The sequence below is a fragment of the Pantoea sp. S61 genome (assembly GCF_016625145.1).
GTDB classification, from domain to species: Bacteria; Pseudomonadota; Gammaproteobacteria; order Enterobacterales; family Enterobacteriaceae; genus Pantoea; species Pantoea rwandensis_B.
This window is the reverse complement of sequence record NZ_JACVUO010000006.1, coordinates 1-23,799: the sequence shown is the minus strand read 5'-3', so window position 1 is coordinate 23,799 and position 23,799 is coordinate 1. Positions and strand designations below refer to the sequence as shown.

15 protein-coding genes and 1 pseudogene are annotated in these 23,799 nt (G+C 46.3%); 6 read left to right on the top strand and 10 right to left on the bottom strand.

What is annotated here, in order from left to right; all coding sequences use genetic code 11:
* Window positions 1–274 precede the first annotated feature (274 nt).
* Both IAE30_RS13575 and ybiX read left to right on the top strand, forming a co-directional pair.
* Entirely contained in the window at window positions 275–2,554 is a 2,280-nt protein-coding gene (locus tag IAE30_RS13575) for a catecholate siderophore receptor Fiu (protein ID WP_200680143.1), read from the top strand.
* Window positions 2,555–2,601: 47 nt separating this feature from the next.
* Entirely contained in the window at window positions 2,602–3,279 is a 678-nt protein-coding gene (ybiX, locus tag IAE30_RS13570; protein ID WP_038646295.1) for a PKHD-type hydroxylase YbiX, read from the top strand.
* Window positions 3,280–3,483: 204 nt separating this feature from the next.
* Here ybiX and IAE30_RS13565 read toward each other — a convergent pair whose 3' ends face one another.
* Window positions 3,484–3,675 (bottom strand): hypothetical protein, encoded by a 192-nt coding sequence (locus IAE30_RS13565; RefSeq protein WP_200680140.1) that lies wholly within the window; start codon window positions 3,673–3,675, stop codon window positions 3,484–3,486.
* A gap of 625 nt (window positions 3,676–4,300) precedes the next feature.
* On the opposite strand from IAE30_RS13565, the gene IAE30_RS13560 reads away from it, so the two are divergent.
* Entirely contained in the window at window positions 4,301–4,654 is a 354-nt protein-coding gene (locus tag IAE30_RS13560; RefSeq protein ID WP_234472760.1) for a hypothetical protein, read from the top strand.
* Window positions 4,655–4,834: 180 nt separating this feature from the next.
* Entirely contained in the window at window positions 4,835–4,996 is a 162-nt protein-coding gene (locus tag IAE30_RS13555; RefSeq protein ID WP_161556326.1) for a hypothetical protein, read from the top strand.
* A 238-nt stretch (window positions 4,997–5,234) separates the two neighbouring features.
* Here IAE30_RS13555 and IAE30_RS13550 read toward each other — a convergent pair whose 3' ends face one another.
* From IAE30_RS13550 to IAE30_RS13525, 6 genes and pseudogenes are all read right to left on the bottom strand, one after another.
* Window positions 5,235–8,438: a hypothetical protein gene (locus IAE30_RS13550; protein WP_200680137.1), complete on the bottom strand. Its 3,204-nt coding sequence runs from the start codon at window positions 8,436–8,438 to the stop codon at window positions 5,235–5,237.
* Window positions 8,438–10,186: a hypothetical protein gene (locus tag IAE30_RS13545; RefSeq protein WP_200680135.1), complete on the bottom strand. Its 1,749-nt coding sequence runs from the start codon at window positions 10,184–10,186 to the stop codon at window positions 8,438–8,440. The genes IAE30_RS13550 and IAE30_RS13545 overlap by 1 nt, the downstream gene beginning before the upstream one ends.
* 274 nt (window positions 10,187–10,460) lie before the next feature.
* Window positions 10,461–10,812 (bottom strand): annotated as a pseudogene (locus IAE30_RS13540) (transposase); the annotation flags it as partial.
* Window positions 10,813–11,008: 196 nt separating this feature from the next.
* Window positions 11,009–13,207 carry a DEAD/DEAH box helicase gene (locus tag IAE30_RS13535; protein ID WP_200680134.1) on the bottom strand — a complete coding sequence of 733 codons (2,199 nt, stop codon included), beginning with the start codon at window positions 13,205–13,207 and terminating at the stop codon, window positions 11,009–11,011.
* Window positions 13,204–14,517 (bottom strand): ATP-binding protein, encoded by a 1,314-nt coding sequence (locus IAE30_RS13530; RefSeq protein ID WP_200680133.1) that lies wholly within the window; start codon window positions 14,515–14,517, stop codon window positions 13,204–13,206. The genes IAE30_RS13535 and IAE30_RS13530 overlap by 4 nt, the downstream gene beginning before the upstream one ends.
* Before the next feature lie 3 nt (window positions 14,518–14,520).
* Window positions 14,521–16,830: a TerB N-terminal domain-containing protein gene (locus tag IAE30_RS13525; RefSeq protein WP_200679990.1), complete on the bottom strand. Its 2,310-nt coding sequence runs from the start codon at window positions 16,828–16,830 to the stop codon at window positions 14,521–14,523.
* A gap of 719 nt (window positions 16,831–17,549) precedes the next feature.
* Here IAE30_RS13525 and IAE30_RS13520 point away from each other — a divergent pair.
* On the top strand, window positions 17,550–18,494 hold the full coding sequence (locus IAE30_RS13520; protein ID WP_200679988.1) for an ArdC family protein: 945 nt from the start codon (window positions 17,550–17,552) through the stop codon (window positions 18,492–18,494).
* Window positions 18,495–19,018: 524 nt separating this feature from the next.
* Window positions 19,019–21,394 (top strand): AAA family ATPase, encoded by a 2,376-nt coding sequence (locus IAE30_RS13515; RefSeq protein WP_200679986.1) that lies wholly within the window; start codon window positions 19,019–19,021, stop codon window positions 21,392–21,394.
* Window positions 21,395–21,628: 234 nt separating this feature from the next.
* On the opposite strand, the gene IAE30_RS13510 is transcribed toward IAE30_RS13515, so the two are convergent.
* From IAE30_RS13510 to IAE30_RS13500, 3 genes are all read right to left on the bottom strand, one after another.
* Window positions 21,629–22,207 (bottom strand): hypothetical protein, encoded by a 579-nt coding sequence (locus IAE30_RS13510; protein WP_200679984.1) that lies wholly within the window; start codon window positions 22,205–22,207, stop codon window positions 21,629–21,631.
* Between the two features lie 313 nt (window positions 22,208–22,520).
* On the bottom strand, window positions 22,521–23,252 hold the full coding sequence (locus IAE30_RS13505; protein WP_200679983.1) for a DUF2971 domain-containing protein: 732 nt from the start codon (window positions 23,250–23,252) through the stop codon (window positions 22,521–22,523).
* Between the two features lie 178 nt (window positions 23,253–23,430).
* The gene (locus IAE30_RS13500) at window positions 23,431–23,652 is read right to left on the bottom strand and encodes a DNA methyltransferase (protein ID WP_234472766.1); all 222 of its coding nucleotides are present in this window, start codon (window positions 23,650–23,652) and stop codon (window positions 23,431–23,433) included.
* Between the last annotated feature and the right edge of the window lie 147 nt (window positions 23,653–23,799).

Sequence of the window (23,799 nt, the reverse complement as noted above, 5' to 3'; positions counted from 1 at the left end):
TTGTGCCTGAATGATAGCCCTTCCTGACGACTTCTTGAGCAAACCCTGACGCAACTCTCCTGCTGGCACTGATTGTATTAATTATGTAAGGCCACCGTAAAGAAATGTATTCCCAAGCCGCTGCGCTCATGCAAGAATAAAAAGGTAAATGATAACCATTGGCGTTATCGTTTAGGTGTTGCATCCCGAGGCAGTGGAGATCAGGGCAGGTTACATGCGCTGATTTGCCGGATGCGATGAGCCCGTCAATAACGATAAGAAATTTACCTTTTAAATGGATAACAATCGCAATTTGCCGTTTGGCAGTTTCAATTCGCTGACCCTGTTCACCGGGCTATGCATTGGTATTTCACCTGCTGCCGCTCTGGCCGCTGATAATGCCAACACAAAATCAGACGATACTCTCGTGGTGACGGCGCAAACGCCTTCACTGTATGCGCCTAATACATCTGCCGATCCCAAATTCACGCGCCCGCTGGTGGATACCACCCGCACCATGACGGTGATTCCTGATCAGGTTATTAAAGATCAAGGCGTCAATAACCTGACCGATGCACTGAAAAATGTGCCAGGTGTGGGGGCGTTTTATGCCGGGGAAAATGGCAGTTCTTCGACCGGTGATGCTGTGTATATGCGTGGCATGGATACGTCGAACAGCATCTATGTGGATGGTATTCGCGACATTGGTAGCGTGACACGCGATACCTTTAACACTCAGCAGATTGAAGTGATTAAAGGGCCGTCTGGCACCGATTACGGTCGCAGCGCGCCGTCGGGTTCAATCAACATGATCAGTAAGCAGCCGCGTCTGGATACGGGCCTGGATGCATCGGTCAGTGTCGGTAGTGCGTGGATGCGCCGCGGTACGCTGGACTATAACCAGGCTATCAGCGACAACAGCGCGTTTCGCCTCAACCTCATGGGCGAGAAAACCCACGATGCCGCACGCGATAATGTGCAAAATGAGCGTTATGGTGTCGCGCCTTCACTGGCATTGGGTCTGGATACGTCAACACGTTTATACCTGAACTATCTGCATGTACATCAGAACAATACGCCAGATGGTGGCATCCCAACCATCGGCCTGCCGGGATACGCATCGCCGACGGCAGCCACTTCTGCACTCAACCATTCTGGCAAAGTGGCGACCAGCAATTATTACGGCACCGATTCCGATTTCGATAAATCCACCACGGATAGCGGCACCGTTCGCTTCGAGCACGATCTCAGCGACAGCACCACGATTCGTAACACCACACGCTGGTCGCGCGTGAAGCAGGAGTATCTGCTGACCGCAGTAATGGGCAGCACCATTACTACGCCAAATCCTAATGATGTTGGCACCTGGACCTGGACGCGCAACGTAAACCTGAAAGATGTCAGTAACCGCATTCTTACCAACCAGACCAATATTACCTCGAAATTCTATACCGGTTCAGTGGGGCATGATGTCAGTGCTGGCGTGGAATTCACGCGTGAAAACCAGACCAACTACGGCGTCAACGCCATTACTGCGCCTGCGGTTAACATCTACCATCCGATCAGCAGCATTTCTGTGGGAGGGCTGGATCGCAATGGCGCCAATGCCAACGGGCAGACCGATACCACCGGAATTTATGCCTTCGATACGCTGGCTATGACCAAAAATTTCGAGCTGAACGGCGGCATTCGTCTTGATAGCTATCACACCGATTATGACAGTGCCACGGCGTGTGGCGGCAGCGGGCGCGGTGCACTGGCGTGTCCGACGGGCATCGCACGCGGCACGCCGCTCACTACCGTTGATACGGCCAAGTCTGGCAATCTGGTGAACTGGAAAGCGGGTGCGCTCTATCGTCTGACCGAGCAGGGCAATGTTTACGTCAACTATGCTATTTCTCAGCAGCCTCCAGGCGGCAGCAGCTTTGCGTTGGCGGCAGGTGGCACCGGCAATAGTGCTAACCGCACTGATTTCAAACCGCAAAAAGCCAAATCAAGCGAAGTGGGAACCAAATGGCAGGTGCTGGATAAACGCCTGTTGTTGAATGCTGCACTGTTCCGTACCGATATCGAGAATGAAGTGGACGCTAACGACGACGGCACTTATTCGCAAACCGGTAAAAAACGCGTAGAGGGCTATGAGCTTTCAGCTACCGGCAACATCACCCCAGATTGGGAAGTGATCGCCGGTTACACTCAGCAGCATGCTTCGGTGAAAGAGGGCGCAGCGGTTGCTCAGGATGGCTCTTCTGCTATCGCTTATACACCGAAACACGCCTTCACCTTGTGGACGCAATATCAGGCTACTGATGCGATTTCTGTTGGCGCGGGTGCGCGTTACGTGGGCAGCCTGCGTCGCGGCAGCGATGGCGCGGTAGGCACGCCAGACCATACTGAAGGTTATTGGGTGGCCGATGCGAAGCTGGGCTACAAGGTTAATAACAACCTCGATCTGCAGCTCAACGCGTACAATATTTTCGATACCAACTATGTGGCTTCCATCAATAAGAGTGGCTACCGCTACCATCCGGGTGAGCCGCGTACCTTCCTGTTAACGGCAAACGTGCACTTCTAAGATTCACCATGGGGCGTTCGCGCCCCTATTTATGAGAGAACACCGCGATGATGTATCATATTCCTGCAGTGCTGACGCCAGAAGACGTGGCGAATTTCAGTTCGCTGCTGCAACAGGCCGAATGGATTGACGGACGCGCCACGGTGGGCAGCCAGGGCGCCACGGTAAAAAATAATCAGCAGATTGATACGCGTACGCCGCTTTATGATCGCTTGCAAACAGCAGTGATGCAGGCTTTGAACAACAACCCGCTGTTCTTCTCTGCTGCACTACCGCGCTCTATTTCTACACCGCTGTTTAACCGTTACGAACAGGGTGAAACCTACGGCTTTCACGTTGATGGCGCGGTGAGACATAACGGTGCCGCTGGCTGGATGCGAACCGATCTCTCGGCCACGCTCTTTCTCAGTGAACCTGACAGTTATGACGGCGGCGAACTGGTGATTGAAGACACCTATGGTCAACATAAGGTGAAATTGCCTGCCGGCCATCTGGTGCTTTACCCTTCGAGCAGTCTGCACTGTGTCACACCGGTGACGCGCGGCGCACGTGTGGCGTCGTTTCTGTGGATTCAGTCGATGGTGCGTGATGATAAGCAACGCGCCATGCTGTTCGAACTGGACCGCAATATCCAAAGCCTCAAAGCGCGTCATGGCGATAGCGATGAGCTGCTGTCCCTGCTGAACATGTATCACAACCTGTTGCGGGGTTGGACGGAAGTGTAACGAATGAGGGGGGCTTGCAGAGTGCACGCCTTCACCTGATGACGCAAAGGTTCATATTTGAACCTTTGACCTGTTCTATTGAGCGTCCTGGCGTTTAAAATTCAAATCACGCTATGAAAGGCTCAATAAATGAACCTTAAGCGCGCAAAGTCTGGTGAGTGATGTCGAAGTCAGTGTGCCAGAGACGAGGGAGCAACCGTGTGATTAACAGCAAAAAGCCCGCTCAGGTTTCCCTGAGCGGGCTTCTCTAAATATGGCTCCTCTGACTGGGATCGCCTTTGCCAGTAATTGGCTAATAAGTAAGCTAAACCTGAATTGCCGCTCTGTCAAGACCACCAGAATGACCACCAATAGGTGTGGGTTACATAAATCTCGTTTGAGCGTTCCAGAGTACATAATGATCGTTACTATGATTCTACATAACATTATGAGCTAAAAAATGATTGAAGGTTAATTATTCTTCTCTTCGGATTTGATTCTGCACTTTTTCATTGACACAATTAATAATGACAGTTCAAAAATTAGGCGATTATGTTGATATGCCGCTAATCGATAGATTTATCCGGTATTTGCTCCCAGCCTGAACTACCTACTCGCTTGCAGGTGGATTTCTCAATACGGACAAGACATACCATTAGTAAGTTTTCTGATCTTGATCAGAATGATCTGGCGATATCCGGCTCATTGGCACGGCTTTGCTTGATGTAGCTAACTTTTTTTTCCTTCCGCTCATCTGGTCAACGATATGATGAAAGCCGGTAAACATACAGCGTCGGATTGCCCTCAACTCAGGCAATAATTGTAGGAGTAATGCTGGATTGCACGGGAGGTACTGGTAGTAGATTACCGTTTTAATGCAGTGATACAGACGTTGATGAGTAATCCTACAGAATCGGCAATATTATGACACACGGGGTGATTAAGCATGAAGGCGCTTTCTAATCCCCTAAGAAAAAAATGCTTTGGTTGTTAATATAAATTATTGATATTTATTTAAATAATCATCATGTATAGATGGATTATGGCTCGACCACTAAGAAAATTAAACAGAGAAAGTGTGGCTTATACTCGGCGAGAAATCGCTGAGGCTGAGATCAATGAACTCGAAAAGCTCAGTGATGATGATATTGCCATCAGAGGAGCTGTTTGGCCTGAAGGTATCCCCGGTTTTATCTCGAGTGAAGCTTTACTTTATTTTGTACGAAACACGAATAACCTTTCACTTCGAGAAACATTGCTTAAATCTTTGCTGGAAAGAGTTCATCGGAACCTCCCTAAGCCCAATAGGTTGGATGGAAAAACTGCATCGATGAGTAGCATGGCGATCCGGGACAAGGCCCGTGATGATTTCATAGACCTAATGCTGCTAGATTAAGCTGATTACGATGAGCGACTCGACTATTTTGAAGTCAATTTTAATGGAGCATTGGCTAGCGATCGGGTTGATGTTAAAAGACAAGTTCTGACCTGCTCCTATTTTTGGAACGAAAAAATCTTTTACGGTATAATGTATATGTACAGCAAAAGGCTGTGCGATTAAAACAAGGAAAATTAAATGGATATTAAAATAATTAATCAGCTACTTTCTGATTATGCGGATATTAGCCGTAAGTTAGCTAACTATATTGGTGAACGTGATTATACTGAAGAAGAGCAAGAGATTATGGATGTACTAATACGTATACATACTCGTCTTACTGAATATAAGATAAAGTGATATTACTTTTCTCAATTGCCATGTCTAAAGTATATTAGTCGCCCAGGTCACCGGCCACAGAAACATCAACATCCTCTGGCGGGTCTACACCGATCTTTACCCCAACCGGGTACACGCCAAGTTTGAACGGTTGCAACAAAAAGTGGTAGCAGGGGCCAGATAAAGTGGGAAAAGTGGGATGATGAGTCTCACGCCCCCATTCAATTTATCCACTTGCTACCCTACAATAGATTAAATACTACCTAGGGGGCAGTTTTTTCCTTTTATCTAACAATCTAAAGCCTTCAGGTACTGGCTTGAATTTATCATTCTCTTCAGGCCAGCGTTTTGCTCGGCTTTGGAAAGCTCGGAGTGCGGTAATATCCAAGGTGGCTGCAACCATAAAATCATTGTCTCCACCTCTCAATCTAGCGATATCGCGCAGGAAGCTCTCTTTGGCTGGCGATCGGATACGACTATCACCGTATTTTCGGTTGTTTACCAGTATAGTGTAGGCATGAACGTCCAATGCTGCGGATTCGATAAGAGACGAAAAAGTATCTAGATCCCTATTCCAACTGAGAACCATAAGAGCGTCAACAGCGCCTTGGAAACGAATTCGTGCTTTGCTGTTTTGCAGTTCCGAACAGACCATTACACCAAAGTTGAAGCCATTATGGATATAAATCGGCTTTGGTGCTTTCTCAGGTGTATCCCACTCCTTTCCATATTTCACTGTTAGCTCTCTATCCTCGCCAACTGCTGGTTCAAGCTTTGGCTGCCATATTTTGACAAAGGTTGGATAGCCAAGCCGGTTATCTGCGAGGACCAGTGCTGCTTCACTTAGGATTTTGTTGCCATCTTTGTGCCGATACTCGGTTCCTGCGATTAGGCTGATACCCGCAGCACTGAGTCTGCTAGCGATACTGTTCAGCCAGCGCAGAGGAATAGATAGTTCTGGAAATATAACATAATCAGGCTTTGGGCTCAGTTTCAAAGCATCGTTAACCAGCTTTGATATTTTCTGATAACGTTTGCGGCTTAAATTCGGTTTATTGCAGGCGGTAGCAGCCCAGTCAGTGTCTTCGGTACGTAAGTTGGTTAAGGCAACGACGACTTTATCCTTGCTATCTGTCCCTATTCTCAGGTATTTCTTGCGCTGTTTTGATTTCTTGTCGTTGGCGTCCTGTTCCGCCGCCAAAAGGGTGGGCTTTATCCAAACCCCACGCAGCACTTGGGTGTATTTAGCCCAAGTCACTGCTGGACCATAGATTGGAAGTTTTCCAGATGCCGATAACAAGCCTACGCATTCAGGCGCTAATTCTGATATTTCAGCCGGAGATAGTGGCCTGGTTGGGAAAAGATAGGGCAGATAGCTGTCATTTATCTTTTGTCCCTTGGTTACCATGCTTAACCTAGTTTTTCGGGTAGAGCTAATAAACTGCTCAAATACCTCCACATCGAGAAACTCTGAGTTACCAAGCAACTTAAGGATTCTCTTTTCCTTCTTAGCATCGCGTTTACCTGCTAGTTTTTCAGCAGACGGACTATTCAGAATGTGCTTGTAGGCTTCTTTTGCGAGGTCTGCTGCTGCAACAAGTGGTGCTTTCTTCTCGAAATCTGCCACATCAAAATGTAGGTCTAATAACTCTACAAAATCAGTCAGTGTTATCACAATCTGATTCAAAAAAAGATCCGCTAAGCGTTTCTTTTTGCTCGACCGTTCACCTAAGAATAGCTTGTTTGGATCATGGTAGCGTGTGGCAGCATCAATAAATAACCATGTCAAAGTGCCCTTGATATAGCCCCATAGATCTTTGAGTACTTTGGCATCACCTCCATTAATTCGAACCTTCTTACCTTGGCCTACTTCGGAAGCTAAGGTATCAATGGCTTGATAGGACTTTACTGCTATTTGCTCGGCTTGGTCCCACTCGTTCATGCTGATTGCAAACCCGAGTAGTCTTGGCAAGTAATGGAAATGAGCAAATAGATTATCCACTCGTAAGATATGGTTATGGGCAAACTGGTAAAACTCTTCGCGCTGCTCTTTCCATTGATTAGGTGGCAAATCTCGCGCGAGGGTTTCTACATGGCGTAATTGCAGTGACCACCCCAAACGGCGAATGGTCAAGCCATCAGCTTTACGCAATGTATCGGCATTTTCCCCTACGCTACCGGCAGCGGAGAGCACTTTGGCTGCCGTCGAATGCTCCAACTGGTCTGGCGACGGCATCAAACGGTGTTCACTGGAAAGCTCATATATCTCTTTTTCAATGCTATCCAGAAGATCGAGCCCCGCTCGCCCCTGTAATATAAATAACTTTTGCTTGTCAGACTGAAGCGAAATTTTTGAATTGCCTTGGATATTTGCGCCTTGGTTTATCTCCCAAACCTTTCTGTTTTTAGCGTTCTGATAAATAACGTTTTCACCCATTCTAGCCTGAATCAGGTTCATTAGATCCAAGCTATTGAAAATCGTACCGGTATCACGTAGAACCAAAAACATATCGTCTACATAGCGGCCGTAATGTATCGGTGACAGCTTCTCCAAAACAAGCCTGTCCCATTTGTATAGCAGGGCATTTGAAATGATACGACTACATGTAAGACCAATCACCAATCCGCCGCTGATCTTGGCTCTCTTACCCCCAACAGTTTGGCCAAATTTTGAAGAACCTTCTGCCCAATTGCTGAGGAATTTCGAGAGCTGTTTGGTGAATGCTTCTTCTTCATTTGTCAGTTGTAGATCAAGTGCTTCAAGCAAACCTTTGCCAAAAATAGCAAGCGGGTCAATAAAGTGGTAATAACATTTCAGATCTAGGGATACAGCAATAATATCGCGTTCTTTTTCTAACTCGTCCCGGATAGCCTTAAGGCCGTCGCTACGCCATTTTTGATAGGGCTGAAAATACGGGACAAATGAGCCAATTGAGCTAATGTGGAATGGTTTTTCATCGCCATCTGTGAAGAACTCATCATTACGAATTCGTTTTAGCCTAGCGCCGTAGCAGCTATCATCGAACTTGGCGTCAAACTTGCGACCAATCATGTTGAGCCACAGTGCAGAAATGATGTGGGTTTCTACAGGAAAGTCGCCCACAATACGGAATTCAGGAACTATGTCGTAATTATTGAACAGACTTTCTACCGCTCTCTCTGGTTTAGAAAAGTGCACGTGGCCATTCTCAATAGTATCTGATTTTTTATTTGTAGAAAGTTTCTTTGGCAGTAATCGAAAATGCCCGAGTAATGCTTCATTATCGTCAAAACCCGCGTCGCTCTTTAATTGAATTAACAGCTCATTTAGGTTAGCCAATAAGTCTTGCTCATACTCAGCGAACTTTATGGCAGTCGGGAAGATATTCTCGAAGAAACAGTCGGCTTTGGCCTTCCTATACGCAACTAGGAGATCTTCTATAGTTAGAGAGTTCCATCCTGTAAATTCAGCCTGATAACTCATTATTGTTCCCCTTGGTTATCTACTGCTGTCACTACCTGTTCTATTAGCCGCTTGATAGTTGGATGGCTCAACTTTGATGCGAGTGGAGATACATAGTCACGACCCTGACTCCAATGTAGGTTAGTATTGTATATCAAGCCAAGCAGGAAGTAGCTTTCTGGAATATCAATACCAGTACTGGCAGCGAAGTCCATTTTGTTCTTGGTTTTTTTGGTAGTAAGAAACTCTTTCTGTTGATCTTCATGAGTCAGCATTTCATAGCCGAGTTTCTCTATGGCGACACGGACGGCAAAACAGACCGCTATAGGGTCGTAATTTTTACACTCCAGATAGCGCTTCAGTTCGATATAGGCATAATTTTGAAAAGCTGCTGAACTTCGCCACACTTGCGGCAAGTTGTTTGGCCATTCAGGTTCGGGAATCTCGCATTGGTCTGTATGAAAATGAAACCAACACATCTCTAATCGGTCTTTGATTAATGCTTGTTTATCCCTTGCTTCTATCAGGCGAAGTGTGTCCTGCGACTTTCCTTTAGACATTGATTGAAGATAATTGATCTGAATCTTATGTTTGTTAAAACAGAAATCAAAAAATACGCCTGGGTCCAAGTGCGTTAAAATTATTGGATAAATTATTTGGTTGCGTTGTTTGTATTCTTCAATAATTGAGGTGACATAGTATTGGAAAGCTACCAGATTGGCGTCATCCAAGTAGTCAAACACCTCGTCAATCACCAATATGAGCGGTTTCTTGCTGCTCTCATACAAAGTTTTATGTAGCTGTACCACAAGCGTAATTATGTCACGTTGGCCGTTCGATAATTGGTGGGCTTTGGGGAAGCTAATAACCAACTCTTTCTTTTTCTTGGTCTCTTCAACCTTGGCCCATTGCCAAGTAGAGCTTTTGAAGTTTGTCAGCAAGTCTTGATAGTGTGCTTTGACTGTAACGTAATATAGCCAGTCTGTCGCAGCGGAAAATGTTTTAGGATCGGCTGCATGTAGGCTGGCGATTTGGTAAGCCGCAAAAAAACCTTCGATCTCGGTAGCGGCTGCACCACTCTTGATTAGCCGTTCAGAGATGCCATTTAAAATAGCCACTGCTCTTAGGTTATCAATACAGTTATCCAATATCCATTGTGATATGACAGCAGCACTTCCATTCTGTTTGTTCACCATGTCGGCAATGGCTCGAACCGCTGTCTGAATTCGAAATTGAGTGAACTTTGTTAAATCGACGTCCTTAATTGCATCCAAAATTCTTTGATCTTTTAATAGATCGGCTATGTTAGGCAGAATCTTTCCGTTTTGACCAAAATTGGCTTTAGCATCAGCAAGCTTATACGAAAAGTCTGCTTTTGCCGGAATCTTGCAGATGATTATGGGTTTCACTTCAATGGTGGAGGATACCGCCCCCTTGAAAAGCTTTTTCGCTTTCGGGATTAGGCCGCTATTGACTACCAGCACATCAAACTGTTGTCGAATTTCGTTTTTTGTTCTATTAGCACTTAATTTCTGCCCGTCAACGGTGATACTCAGTTCGGGCACAAGAGTTTCATCCCCTTTATGATGATCGTTTTCGGCAAGATCTATTCGCTTTGTATTCATTGACGAGAAAGCTGTAGCGATCGAACTCTTGCCAAAGCCATTAGGTGCAACCAAAAGATTGGGTTTATGGGCACTTAGCTGCACATTGAAGCATTCGTGCGAAATGCCTCTGATGTTCCTTATCTCTATTTGGCTTATGGTCATCGTTTAACTTCCTTATTTTACCGTTACTTGACCGTTCATTAGCATGTGAAGGAACCAGTCACGAAGTTGAGCTAGTTGTGCATTTTCTCTTTCTGTAAATGTAGTGGTCAACTAAAACTGACCACCGCTTTAGAGTTTTACTGATATCGATTTTCTTATTGGTTTGGTGATAACCTGTCTTATATTCGTACGGCCTGAGTGCGATTGCATGGGCAGTGTCGTTGAAGCTCATATAACCTGTTACAGGCATATAATACTGGGGGCAGGTCACCCTGGCAACAAGGGCGCATGCGCAATCCATTTTTTTGCCCGGCCAAACTCCACGGCCTCTTTGAACATCTCCGCTTCCATCGTTTTTTTGCTCAGAAGAAGCTGAAGCTCGCGGATTTGCTTATTGGCCGCAGCAAGCTCAGAGGCGGGCACGACTTCTTCGCCAGATGTTACGGCGTTCAGGGAACCGTCTTCATACTGCCTACGCCATTTGAAGATCTGGTTAGCATTGATGCCATGCAGGCGAGCACATGAGACACGGTGATGCCGGGTTCCATAGTTTGCTGAATAATGGCAATTTTTTCCTGCGAAGTACTCCGCCGACGCCGTTCAGGTCCTGTTAACACTTCGACCATCTTATTATTCTGACTGGTGTTAAACATAGTTCTAAGACTACCTCTTTTTAAGAGAGGCGAAGTGTCCGATGATCTATGGGGCCAGTCTAAATACTCCGGAGCTAAAACCTAGCAAATCCACTGGGAAATAAAGATATAGGGGTGAGAATAATTTAGGGTATAAATGATTCCTTTATACCCTTATTGCGAAAATAGGTCACAGAATATTTTTCTGTAGCCAGATCTGGGTGCCTTCTATATCGTACGCCTTTGCTCCATATCCTTTCGCAAGCAGGGACTCCGGCAGATAATCGTCATATTTATCCAGATATTTTTCTGGAACATCTGCAGCGAGCTCAGACTCTGATGGCAAGCCCGACAACTGAATTTCTTTTAGTGCATGTTGGACCGAGGATACACTTGCGTCATCTATTTCTATAACACCGGCAAATGAACTGGCTTTAAAGCTGCTACGCATGAGCAAGGCCGTTATTGTATTAACGACTTTATCCCCCATCCAGGGGAGAACGTAACTATGCTGGCCGTCGGAAATAAAATGGGAGTTTTGCAGATTGAAACGCTTGAAACTGTCACAGCCTTCTGCAAAGAGGCTTCTGGCGGTGGCATCTGCATAATCGACTCTCTTACTTCCTATCTTGATGCGATAATCATTCTCCCTGTATATGGCGAGCATCTCTTGGCGAACAACATCATGAACAGACATACCCCCACCACTAAACTGTGGCGGCTGGCCGCCTTTGGTCGCCTCGACATAGATAACTTTTTTTTCCACCTCGATCTCTGTCACTTTCCAGCGGCGTCCACCGAAGATTATGTGCTGGTCAGGCAGAAGGGGAGAGTCCACTGGTACTGTGCCAAGGGTTCGGCTTCCTGTGACAATGCGGAACTCTTCTGGAGTATTGAACACGGCGTAAAACGTATAATGGTTAGTCAGTTTCTCTCCCTCAGCCCCGATAACCATTTCTCCGCTAGCAAGTTGTGTCAGCAGGCCGTATGCCCCCATATGCCGAAGCAGAGTTTTGAAATCAGTTAAGTCGATGTTCCGGAAGGGGCCAGTCTGGCACAGTTGTGACCAAAGTTGATCGGCTCGAACCCCGCCCCATTGCGCTGTGATCGCAAGGATTTGGTGCAGCAACGTGGAGTAATGCATCTGGCGGGAGTCAGCCGGTTCGAACCATCGCTTAGTGATCATCAATCTAATCATCGCCATCGACTGAACCAGTTGTAGCCGCAAGTGGTCTACGATGCCGCTGGTTGCGGTAAGTCCTTGCTCAGAGATCAGCATTCTCAGAACTGATGGCGAATCTCGCCGTCCTGACCGGCCCATACGCTGACGCAGGCTGGAGACAGAATGCGGAGGAGTAACTTGTATAACCGACTGCACCTTACCGATATCAATACCCAGCTCAAGCGTCATGGTACAGACGGCTGTTGTAGGTAAATTACCCTGCTGTAGGCGGGCTTCGAGCGTCTCGCGTAATTCCCTAGACAAGGAGCCGTGATGGGGAAAGAATTCGTTGGGAACAACATTTTCCTCACACATGTCGCTCAGCGTCGCCGCGATGCTTTCAGTGCGCTTTCGACTGTTTGCAAAAACTAAATGGGAGTCGCCACGGCAGAGTCTGAAAATGTCAGCGCAGACGTGTTTTTCTGCTGAGCTTTGTGGTTCTTCTCCTTTTTCGGGCACCGGTACCAGATAGCCTTTAACCTGCACTTGTAATGTGGCCGCGCTATTGCTGTCTGTCACAATTTCGCAGTGCAATCGCTGATCCGGACGCAACAGTTCAGGCACTTTATCCAGTTCTCCTAACGTAGCGCTTAACGCAACGCGGGGAACTGGATTCGCATGACGGCCCAGCACATGATCAATTCTGTTGAGCAGGGAGAGCAACTGCATGCCACGCTCGGTACCAATAAAGGCGTGAAACTCATCAATAACAATGTAGGCTACTGGCGAAAACGCCTGTTTAATCCAGCCTGATGAATTTATGAGTAAGGACTCAAGTGATTCTGGCGTGATAAGTAGGATGCCCGCCGGGTCAGTCCGTATCTTCTTCTTTTTGCTTTGCGGTACATCACCATGCCATGGCGTCACCGGCATATCCAACGCCTCGCCCAGGCTCTCAAGACGACGGTACTGGTCGTTAATCAGCGCTTTAAGCGGGCTGATATAGACAATACCAAACCCGCTAGTGATACCTGCAATTGCTGAACAGGCAGGTAGAAAGAAAGCCTCTGTTTTACCCGCTGCTGTGCCTGCACTAATTAGCACGTCCTGGTCTCGAGCTAAAATTGCCGGGATAGCGCTCTCTTGCAGGGGCCTTAATGTAGACCAGCCCTGCTTATAAACCCACTTACGAACGCGAGGATCGAGACTATCGTATGCGCTGCTCATAACTTGAAGTTGGCCAGATCGTCATCATTTTCTTCCTGCTCAATGGCATCATCCATATCGCTTGGCCTGTCATCTTCAATCGACACACCCGAGATTAGCGTTTGCCAGTTTATAGTACTGTTTTGTTCCAGCACGGACAGCATATCTAGGAAACCTTTGATGGTATTTCGGGGGGTACGGAAGTAAGCATCCCCGATGGTTTTACTGCAATGATGCAGAAAACCGGTAAGTGCATCATCTGATACCAGATACTTTTCGGGCTCTCCGCCTGCATAAACATGGCGAAGATTTTTCAGTAAAATATACAATTCTTCTGGGGTGAGGCTGGCAAGATGCAGCGTGGGCGACGAGTAGTCAACCACTCCTGCTTTCTGAGCGAACCGATTTTCCGCCAGACGCGATTGCAGCGCTTCATAACTGTAAAGTCCTTTACGCGGATCAAACAAGAACTCGGGCGTGCCTCCAAGAATAAAACCAATATTCTCGGCAGAACCCTGCAGACAGTCATTCAGGATCCGCAGGATTTGTTCATAGTTCGCAGTTCTCGCCTGAGTGTTGTTCAGCTTATAAAGGTTTACCATCTCGTCGAGACTGACCAGTAACCCGGCATAACCTGCCTGACGGACAAACAGGCTTACCAGCTTCAATGAATCGTAGAACGAAGCGTCTGAGATAATAGTCCGGACGTCGAGATCGTTACGGGCATCGGTTTTGGTGGTGTATTCACCCCGCAACCAGCGAATAGCATTGGATTTTAATGTCTCGTTATCCTGTTCATGTCCGCGCCAGAATGCATCGATGACTTTAGCAAAGTCATATCCCCCCACCATGTCAGTCAGAGCAGCCAGGCGCTGGTGAATAACCGACGAGACTGTAGTGCTATCCGCATCAGCCTCCTTCCTCGCCTCCGTGACGAACCGCTCCACAACACTGAGTAACGCATTACCATCAGGTTTGTTGCGGGTGGACATGTTCTTCATAAGCTCTGAGTAGAGATTGCGCGCCTGACCTCCCGATGAATGAATGCGCCTGTCGGGGGAAAGGTCGGCACTGACTGTTACCAGCTTTTTTTCCAGCGCAATAGAACGTACAACGCTCAGAAAGAACGTTTTGCCTGATCCGTATTCACCGATGATAAGCCTGAAGCTCGCGCCGCCATCCGCAATCCGCTCAATATCCTGATGGAGAGCTGATATCTCATTCATCCGGCCCACCTGGATGTGCTGAATGCCTATTCTTGGCGTTACACCAGACTTCAGTGATTGGATAATAGCATCCCGTTCTTTAACTCTTATGCGTGTCGCAGACATTAACTATCCCTCTAATTCTTTAGCAATTTCCAGGTCTACCCAGATATCATCATCGGCATCATCCAGCACTGGTGCATCAACAACTGCATAGGACCAGTCATTAATAACCTCAAGTGCACCGCTGAGCATCAAATTAAAATTCTCGCACAGTTCCGTCACCTCTTTCCGGGGCCACTGTTCCTTTTCCAAAAGCCTGTGGTAAAGCTGGCTATGTGCATTATCAAGGCCACCATCCTGCGCTCCGGCTACGGGAGTGCTCTCACGCAATTCCGGTTCGTCCTCGGTGAAAATCGTGCTAAGTAATTTACGGACATCGTCTGTGGCTGACTCATGGTGAGCCAGCACGCTGGCGTCCAGCGTGAACTCAGTGGCCCCAAGACTCGCTGATGTAGACGATAGCGGGGTAACCTCTGCCGTAGAATGCTGATGGATGTTGCCGGAGATAGTTGAAGGATCCAGCCCTAGGCCTGAATAAATTTTTTCCAGCTGTTTGATTTCGGCAGGCTCAATTCTGCCATCCGAGCAGGCTACTCCCACGATAACCTTACCTACTGCTGATTTTTCCATCGCACTCAACAGCGCTATTCTATTTTTCATGCCTGCCATGTTGGCCGGGGTATGAAGTTGCCATGTCAAATACGCATGTAAGGAGCGTTTTTCATCTTCGCTAAAGCCAGAATTATGGTCGATAGCATTTTCCAGCACTTTCTGCTCGGCCTGATCAAGGCTATTGTCGGTTAAGGCCACTATTGACCCCAGCCTTAGCGTCATTACCGCTGAGATAAACGCCGGAGATGGTGGTAAGCGCGTTCCCTCACCAGCGGCAAATAAAACCAGTGCGCCGTCAGCTTCTGCTTTCACATGGTGGAAAAGCGGATCGGGTGCCAGGCAGTAGCCCATTTTCAGTGCAAAGGCCTGCATCAGGTCGGCCTCTTTTTTATTGATTTTCGCCGGGCAAGTGGCTCCCATATGTGCCCAGAAGTCAGCAACGGTGGTTAACCCCTTGTGACTCGCTATCACTTCATCAGCCCAGCGTTTGAATGTATTTAAAACTTTTCCTGCGCTTTCATTGATGATTTCCATAGGCAGCAACATGATTGCCGCAGTATCATTTTCTGACGTACCTTTCCTGCCAAGATAGCGGCTGTAAGCATCCAGTTCATCTGTACAGATCTCTGCAAGTGTCATAATTTTCTGGACAGGCCCCTTCAATGCACTAGGGTCAGGCAAGTCTGGAACAGGCAGGCGAATGCCGCGCAGACTGGGACTTGCAGGGGTATAATCCAGACGCAGTCGTGTTTTATTAGGTTTGACAACCATCCCCTCACCATATTTGAGGGTATAGCGCCGTTTGAAAAGCGCAGCAAATTCTTTCGCACAACGGCGGGCGGGAGTTCGTAACGCATACTCCGTGTGATTTGTTACCCACGTCAGCGCCAGATCGGCTGACACAGGAACTCCAGCATCCACAGCCTTTGCCAGCGCTAGCTTAAACAGCATACCATTGCTGAAACTCGAATCACGGCCAAGGTCGGCAACCAGATCAACATCTGGGCGCAGAATAGACATTGCTTCCAGTAACTGGGACGAGTAATTCCGGAAAGAGCGGTTCTCAATGAATACCGATCTTAACCGGCAGATTTCATTAAATAGTGTACGGAACTCTGCGTCAGGTGTATTACCATCCCGGCAGTCAACAAGTGCCTTTCTTTCCAGCCCATACAGATAGATAAATACGTAGCCTACAGGGCATGACGCGTCGGACCTATCACTGGCAAGCCAGTTTAGATACGCGCCGCGCGCATCCGCTGAAAGCGAGGAATAGCTGGGCCAGTATCCCAATGAACTATCTTCGTAAAGATAAGATTTATGGTGAATATTAAGCGTGTCGTCAATTAATGATGCCTCAGTGCCATCATCATAATAGCCGCTCATGCTTTGCCCGGCGGGCTTCATCCGCTGTCCGAAGTAGAAATGACCACTGGTGATCTTCATACCGCCTACAGTAGTCACCTCACCAGGCTGCACCCATCGAGCCAAAGTACCAGTAGTTTTTGGGGGATTCTGACGTTGAATCGTTGTTACTCTGTATTCGACACTCCGGTCGCTGTCCAGTGTAAAAGTTGCCAGATCATCATCTTCACTGTCATCTTTTCTCACAACAGCCTCTTTTTTCTTGATGTCAGCAAGCCATTCTTTAGGTGGCGCTTTCACGGTTTTTGAAGAATAAGAACCCGCAGATTTATGTTTTTTCTTTTTGAAAAACAATAGATAAATTACATAAATCGCCGCTATAAATATCCATAACTCCATGGGTAACAACCTTAAGAATGACTTTTCGCATACGCCGACAATGGCGAGGGAAAGTAGGGGGGAAGTAGATTAATCTTAAAATAATACTTCTAAATTGCGAGGGTTAAAATCAAAACTTGACCAAATTTAGCCTATTGGTTTTCATCGATAAAACCATTAGCTATCAGCGAAATGCGCAAAGTCGGCAGTTAATTCTTAAGAAGTACTAATGCTAAACCTCCGAGTACTGTTGCGTTGTTGCGGGGGCAACACCAGTCACATAGATGTAGTCTCGACAAGTCTTCACACTTACTGGCAAAACTTACCTGTCAATGAGCAGAACCCACGATTCGACTGGAAACATAGCCTTTTGGGTTAGCTTTATTCCTAACCTATTGATCTCTAGCATTTCCACTTTTCGCAAAGCAGACAGCAATGTTTTATTGTCTTCAACCTCAAAACACTGCTAGTTCAGGTCTGAACGAATACCGAACAATTCAATCCCCAACCCATTTCACCACTGCGACCCAAGGGGCGCTACGCCCGCCTATGCTATGTCAGTTTTTTTTCCGTGCGACTTCCGTTCTCGTATCAGCTTCCGGTTAATCGTTTCCCAACACAACCCGTCCCGCAAGGGTAAATGGCACGCATTCTGCGCCCTTGCTGGCCGGAACGATGTCGGGAAAGCGAACCGTCAGGCGATACGAAGACGAAAATCACACCACTGACGGAGAAAAAACATGACCATTTCCCTGCATACCCAGACTAGCGCCCCTAACACCGCAGCGGCGACCAGCGTATCCCCGCTGGAGCAGTCAGGCTCCTCAAAAACGAAATTTTCTAAAGCCAAAACCGATATTTATCAGACTGTCACCAACAACATCATTGCAACGCTTGAAGCCGGTGTAAAACCGTGGTCTTGCCCGTGGAAACGAGTGCCGGGCATGTCTGGGTTACCTTCCAACTTCGCAACCGGTATCGCGTATAGCGGAATGAATATCATGCTGTTGTGGTGTAGCGCGTCAAAACAGGGCTTTGGTGATTCACGCTGGATGACCTACAAACAGGCGCAGGCAATAGGCGGGCAGGTTCGAAAAGGTGAACACGGTACGACAGCCATTTTCTATACAACCTTAGAGAAAGAAAACGAAGACGGTGACATCGACCAGATCCCAATGCTGAAAACCTTCAATGTGTTCAATGTTGAACAAATTGATGGCCTTCCACTGACAACTGAAATAGTCAGCCCAGAAGCAACCTTTGACCCGTTGCCTGAGGCTGAAAATCTGTTCCAGAAGAGTGGCGCAAACATCATTGAGAAAGGACAAAATGCATTTTTCCAACCCTCAACTGATGAGGTCTGGCTACCAGAGCGTCACCTTTTTTCCGATGCTGCTAATTTCTACGCTACTGGCCTGCATGAGCTGGTTCACTGGAGCGGTGGTAAAAAAAGGCTTAACCGTGAAATGAAAGGGAAATTTGGCAGCGCAGATTATGCGGAGGAGGAATTAGTGGCTGAGCTGGGAAGTGCTTTTCTGATGGCGGATTTGGGTATTGTTGGAGAGGTGCAGCACGAAAGCTATATCGCTTCCTGGCTGAAAGCATTGAAGAATGACAAGCGTTATATTTTCAAAGCGGCCAGCACGGCATCAAAAGCACATCGTTATTTGATGGATAAAGCCTGAGGGCAGGGGCAAGAAGCCGCAAAGGAATGTGGCTTTAACATAATATGGTAGTGGGTGGAGTAGCGGTGGTGTTAGGGGGTATCATTCCACTGCGAATTTTCCTGGCACCGGATGCCAGGAAAATTCGCAGGCTGCGGGGCGGGCGGCAAAGAGCCCGTCAACCCTTTAAATGTATAGGCTCCGACTTGATCCGGCGGTCCTCTTTGTTAGAAAACGATTCAACTTGACAGTCGACAACGAACAGCGGACATTGTCTGAACTGGGAGGTAAGCTCTAAAATGAGTGACACAATTTGCAGGAATACTTATAGCATCCTTAACCTGTAGCGTAGGCAAAACTGCACCGGTCTTACTCCTCCTTTCTACCTCTGGCCTTTACATAAATCACCATGCCGTATATGTTTATCAAGCCAATAGCTTTCATATGATAGTAAAATGTCTAGGTAGTCGTTCAATTGCCTAGACCTTCAGAATTTTACTGAGCAGCGGCCAAATTAGCGCCGTTGCGTGCAGGGATGACCCGCTATGATCGAATCAATTAGTCTCTCCAATATCGCTACCTACCGTCCTGACAAATCAGAAGTTATTAATCTCAAAAAGATTAATTTCATTTATGGAGCAAATGGAGCGGGCAAGACCACAATCAGTCGACTTATTGAGAAACCTAGCCTCTCAACAGACTCTAGTATTACCTGGCTCAGAAATATGGCAGTGCCAGCAATGATCTATAACAACGACTTCATCACTGCCAACTTCTCAGAATCCAAAGAGTTTCAGGGAGTATTTACACTCGGCAAGGCCGAGAAAGTCCAGCTCGACCGCCTCAAAGATCTTAAAGATGAAAGAAAGCGCCATGAACAGTTGAGGGCCAAGTTAATCATCTCTCTTGATGGTGAAGATGGAAAACCTGGAAAGCATGCTGAGTTGATTTCTTTGGAAGCAAAGTTGGTTGGCCGATGCTGGGAACAGAAAGTGAAGCATGATGAATATTTCAAAGGGGCATTTACTGGTTTAAGGAATAATAAGGAAGCATTCAAAGCAAGGGTTCTTCAAGAACATGAGAATAACAAATCCACCTTGGTTGATTTGGTTGATCTCAAGGCTAGAGCGGCAGTTTTATATGGTGACCAACCCTCGAAAATAGATCTTGTTTCGACCTTGGATTTATCACGGTTGATAGCATTCGAGAAAAGCCCGATTCTGGTTAAAAAGGTGGTAGGCAAAGACGATGTTAGTATATCCGCGATTATTCAGCGGTTAGGTAATAGCGACTGGGTTAGGCAGGGTATGAGATTTCTGGAGCATACGGATGAACAATGTCCGTTCTGTCAGCAGACTCTGCCCCACGACTTCGAGAAGGAACTTACTGACTACTTCGATGAGACTTTTGAGGCGGATTCGAAGGCGATCTCTGCCCTACGTAATAATTATTTTCAAATTGCTGAGGATCTTTTGGCTCAGGCACATGTTCTGTTAGCTTTGGATTGCACAGAACTGGACAAGGAAAAACTTAATCCTAAGATTCAAGCACTGGATGCTGTTGTTCTTATCAATAAAGGGCGGATGGACAATAAAGTTACTACTCCAAGTGCTGAGGTGTTTCTTGAGGGGCTGGAGGATATTGAGGCTGATATTGCTGCTATTGTTAATACGGCGAATGCGAAAATAACCGAACAAAATCGCCTAGTTGCAAGCTTCACTGCTGAGCAGCGCAGGCTCACCGGAGAAGTGTGGAAATATATTATCGATGCCGAGCTAAAGAATACCTTGGCTGATTATACCTCTGAGAAGAATAAGCTACAGAAATCTATTTCGGGCATCGCATTGAGCCGGGATAAAGCCACGGAAGATATTAATGCTACAGACGTCGATATCGATAAGATTGAGGCGGAGCTTACCAGTGTAAAGCCTACAGTAATTGCTATAAATAAGATTTTAAAAAATTTTGGATTCTTCAGCTTTTCTCTAGATCCTGCATGTGCGGATAACTCTTATAGAATTATCCGAGCGGATGGGAGAGATGCCAAGCAAACATTGAGCGAGGGAGAGAAGACCTTCGTAACGTTCCTTTATTTCTACCACCTGTTGAGAGGGAGTATTACGACATCCGGTATAACCGCCGATAGGATTGTGGTCATCGATGACCCTGTTTCTAGCCTTGATAGTGATGTGTTGTTTATCGTGAGTAGTTTGATCAAGGAGCTTTTCGCCGAAGTTAGAAAGAGTGGTAGCCATCTTAAACAAGTTGTGGTGCTTACACACAACGTGCATTTCCATAAAGAGGTCACGTACGATCAGCGCCGGAAGGCCAATACATCTCTTGCTGATGAAACATTTTGGATTGTCCGCAAACCAAATGAGTATTCGGTAATTGAGTTCCATTCAAGTAATCCAATCAGGAATTCTTATCAATTACTCTGGGCAGAGCTGAAAAGGACACCGGTGCCAGTCCTTACGTTGCAGAATACCATGCGACGGATTTTGGAGAACTATTTCAAGATTTTGGGTGGTGTCGATACGTACCACTTGGTTGACAAGTTTGAGGGTATTGAAAAGACACAATGCCAGTCTTTGATGAGTTGGGTAAACGATGGATCGCATTACGCTCCGGATGAGCTCTACGTGGCCATTAGTGACAATATGGCAGCGAGCTACCTGAAAATTTTCTTCAAGATATTCAAGGCGGCTAAGCATGATGCGCATTACAGAATGATGATGGGCGATTCATATGTTGATCTAGATCCGGAAGAGATCTCAGAGCAGCAGGCGATGACTGATGCTAAAGAAGAGGGGGGCGTTGTATTTAATGATGCCGGTGTAGTAGAGAAATCAGCCCCAGTACCGACTGTACTCAAGTCTGAGATTGCTCAGCCCGGATTCGATCAGGGTATGCCGTTTTGAAGCCTTCCGTTGACGAGCGCATCTATGAAAACATCCATCGACTAGATCAGGTTCGAAGCATCCGACCGAACGAGCGAATGATCACTTTCCCTTGATTAAGGATAGCGTTGCAACGACCCGTTAAACTCACAGTATAAAGCGGACAAGCTTACTGAGCCGAAGGTCCGATGTGAGCGAATTGCAGACATTAACGCTGAGTTAATGAGCTGCTGAAAGCAGTAGCACAGTAATGTGTTAGTGTGTCTTAATCAGAAAGTATACAGGCTTATATTGGCTGCCATACATCCTGTAAGGTTGAATTTCTTTTGCATCCCGGACGAAGTCCTCAAAAGACTCCAAGTTAAAAATAGCACTGTTCCTTACAAGAGCTAAAATGTCCTCTTTTCCTAACAAACATCCATTTTTTTTCATCTTACTTATTGGATTTAAATATTCATGATAATTATTTTTTGCTAGATCTAACCATGCGTAATCCTCACAATTAGATAAATCCCATAGGTCTCCTGCTCTAGGGCAGCCAGTTATCACTGGAACTCCTTTTGCTTCCCCTATTTTATTAAAAGCCTCAACCTCCCAATTAATAGTAAAATATATTTCACTACTATCCTGATCATTAAGTTTTGGCCTGCGCGGAAACATTACTAGCACATGAAACAGGTCATCTTTATGAAGATGTCTTGAGATCTTACTAAACTCTCGAGATATCCACGGAAACACTGGAGCAACATGGCTATACTGTTCCTGCAAAATCTTCTTTAGTGCTGGTACTAATGAATACTCTGCGCTGTGTTCACTTATGTAACTAGTCGCCATACATCTCCTTACACTAACGGCCCATCCACCGAAATTTTACTCATACCATGTTCTAGGGAATTTAACCAGTAACTTGGGTAAACCAAAGGAATGATCGACTGAAGTTGAACTAAAGCTTTCCACAATGCCTTGGTCTGCTCTTGGCAGGTAGGGGATCAACCAGCTGGTCCTCAGGTCCTATATGAGCGAAGAGCGGAATCTACATGCCGCTATCATCGGTTATCAGGCATCGTAGCAGTAGCTAATTAAAAACAACTCCCACTAGAATTGTGGGAGTTCATGTGCGATTAAAACTCTATGATTAATCAACAAATTACTTTACACGCTCAAACTCAAGCGAGTATTTCGTTGCAGACTTTATTGACTGGAACCATTTCACATGATCCCACTCAGCTCCCGATAATAAATTCCGTAATGTCTGCCTATCTCTTTCTGCCATTCTTAGCCCGAAGGCAATGGAGTTTACTGCATCCGGTTCGAACTTATGTGCAACGGACTTAACGAAAACTAATCGCCGTTCCCTCTCATATTTCCAGCTTGTATATTTTGTTCCAAGAATTGATATTAAAATATCGCCAGCGATAGATTTTAAGTTATTCATTCCATCGATGCGCTCGAAATAATTGAAGCGTTCAATTATTTCTTGAAAAGGGTACTCATCTTGATAAGTCACATCGATAGGGTATATATAAGAGCCCTGAGGTCTAATTTTGTGCTCCTTAAATCCTATACATACACCTTTATGCTCATCAGCATAATGTGACCACATTAACTGATTCTTACGGGCTTTGCTAAATGAACAAATACCAGCTGAACTTAGTTGCTGATGCAGATACTCCTCATAAGCCTTGCGCTCTGCAATTGGGATTGGATAGCGGGCCCACACAGCATCTAAAACTTCATGTATAGAAGACTCTGCTTCAAATGGATCATTCAACGTGGCCGGTGAAGCAAACCAAAGTTCTCGATTTAATAGTAGTTCTAAGCAGCTTTTATCAAATTTGCGATATTTGAAAAGGATTCGACTTCTTGGGAGTTGTGCCATTTGACTATAATTTCTAAAATGCCGGGTGCTATAAATTTAAGGCAATTTGAGGTGTAAGTATAGAATATTCAATGTCTTCTTCTGGCACAAAGTTGCCTGTCAGATTAAGTTATGGCCCTGAGCCATAAAAATGTTAACTCATATCTTAGCTAACATTTTTAGAAGCAGTGACCCGACTTCAATTATCAATATACCTTTCTGCATCGCCAGAACGAGCCGTGGCACTCCGTGCTGCCGCAATACGCCCGCGAGCAATTTTCACATAATTCTCTTCTCGCTCTATACCGATGAAACAGAAACCTTCCATCGCCGCAGCTTTCCCGGTGCTCCCACTTCCCATAAAGGGATCAAGGATAGTGCCGCCCGGGGGCGTAATCAGGCGGCAAAGGTAACGCATCAGCTCGGTGGGCTTTACACATGGATGATTGTTACCCTCACCACGGTCCTTTCTGCTGGCTTTCGCACAATAAAAGAACCGACTGGGGCTGCTAATTTCTGATCCTACCCGCGAATAGTGGACACGCGACTAAGTGAGTAAACTCTCAAG

Bases quoted from the DNA above. Each gene is read 5' to 3' on its own strand.
- IAE30_RS13560 (WP_234472760.1), top strand. From the start codon at position 4,301: ATGGCTCGACCACTAAGAAAATTAAACAGAGAAAGTGTGGCTTATACT.
- IAE30_RS13555 (WP_161556326.1), top strand. From the start codon at position 4,835: ATGGATATTAAAATAATTAATCAGCTACTTTCTGATTATGCGGATATT.
- IAE30_RS13525 (WP_200679990.1), bottom strand. From the start codon at position 16,830: ATGGAGTTATGGATATTTATAGCGGCGATTTATGTAATTTATCTATTG.
- IAE30_RS13550 (WP_200680137.1), bottom strand. From the start codon at position 8,438: ATGAGTTATCAGGCTGAATTTACAGGATGGAACTCTCTAACTATAGAA.
- IAE30_RS13530 (WP_200680133.1), bottom strand. From the start codon at position 14,517: ATGTCTGCGACACGCATAAGAGTTAAAGAACGGGATGCTATTATCCAA.
- IAE30_RS13505 (WP_200679983.1), bottom strand. From the start codon at position 23,252: ATGGCACAACTCCCAAGAAGTCGAATCCTTTTCAAATATCGCAAATTT.
- ybiX (WP_038646295.1), top strand. From the start codon at position 2,602: ATGATGTATCATATTCCTGCAGTGCTGACGCCAGAAGACGTGGCGAAT.
- IAE30_RS13510 (WP_200679984.1), bottom strand. From the start codon at position 22,207: ATGGCGACTAGTTACATAAGTGAACACAGCGCAGAGTATTCATTAGTA.
- IAE30_RS13545 (WP_200680135.1), bottom strand. From the start codon at position 10,186: ATGACCATAAGCCAAATAGAGATAAGGAACATCAGAGGCATTTCGCAC.
- IAE30_RS13520 (WP_200679988.1), top strand. From the start codon at position 17,550: ATGACCATTTCCCTGCATACCCAGACTAGCGCCCCTAACACCGCAGCG.
- IAE30_RS13535 (WP_200680134.1), bottom strand. From the start codon at position 13,207: ATGAGCAGCGCATACGATAGTCTCGATCCTCGCGTTCGTAAGTGGGTT.
- IAE30_RS13575 (WP_200680143.1), top strand. From the start codon at position 275: ATGGATAACAATCGCAATTTGCCGTTTGGCAGTTTCAATTCGCTGACC.
- IAE30_RS13515 (WP_200679986.1), top strand. From the start codon at position 19,019: ATGATCGAATCAATTAGTCTCTCCAATATCGCTACCTACCGTCCTGAC.
- IAE30_RS13565 (WP_200680140.1), bottom strand. From the start codon at position 3,675: ATGTACTCTGGAACGCTCAAACGAGATTTATGTAACCCACACCTATTG.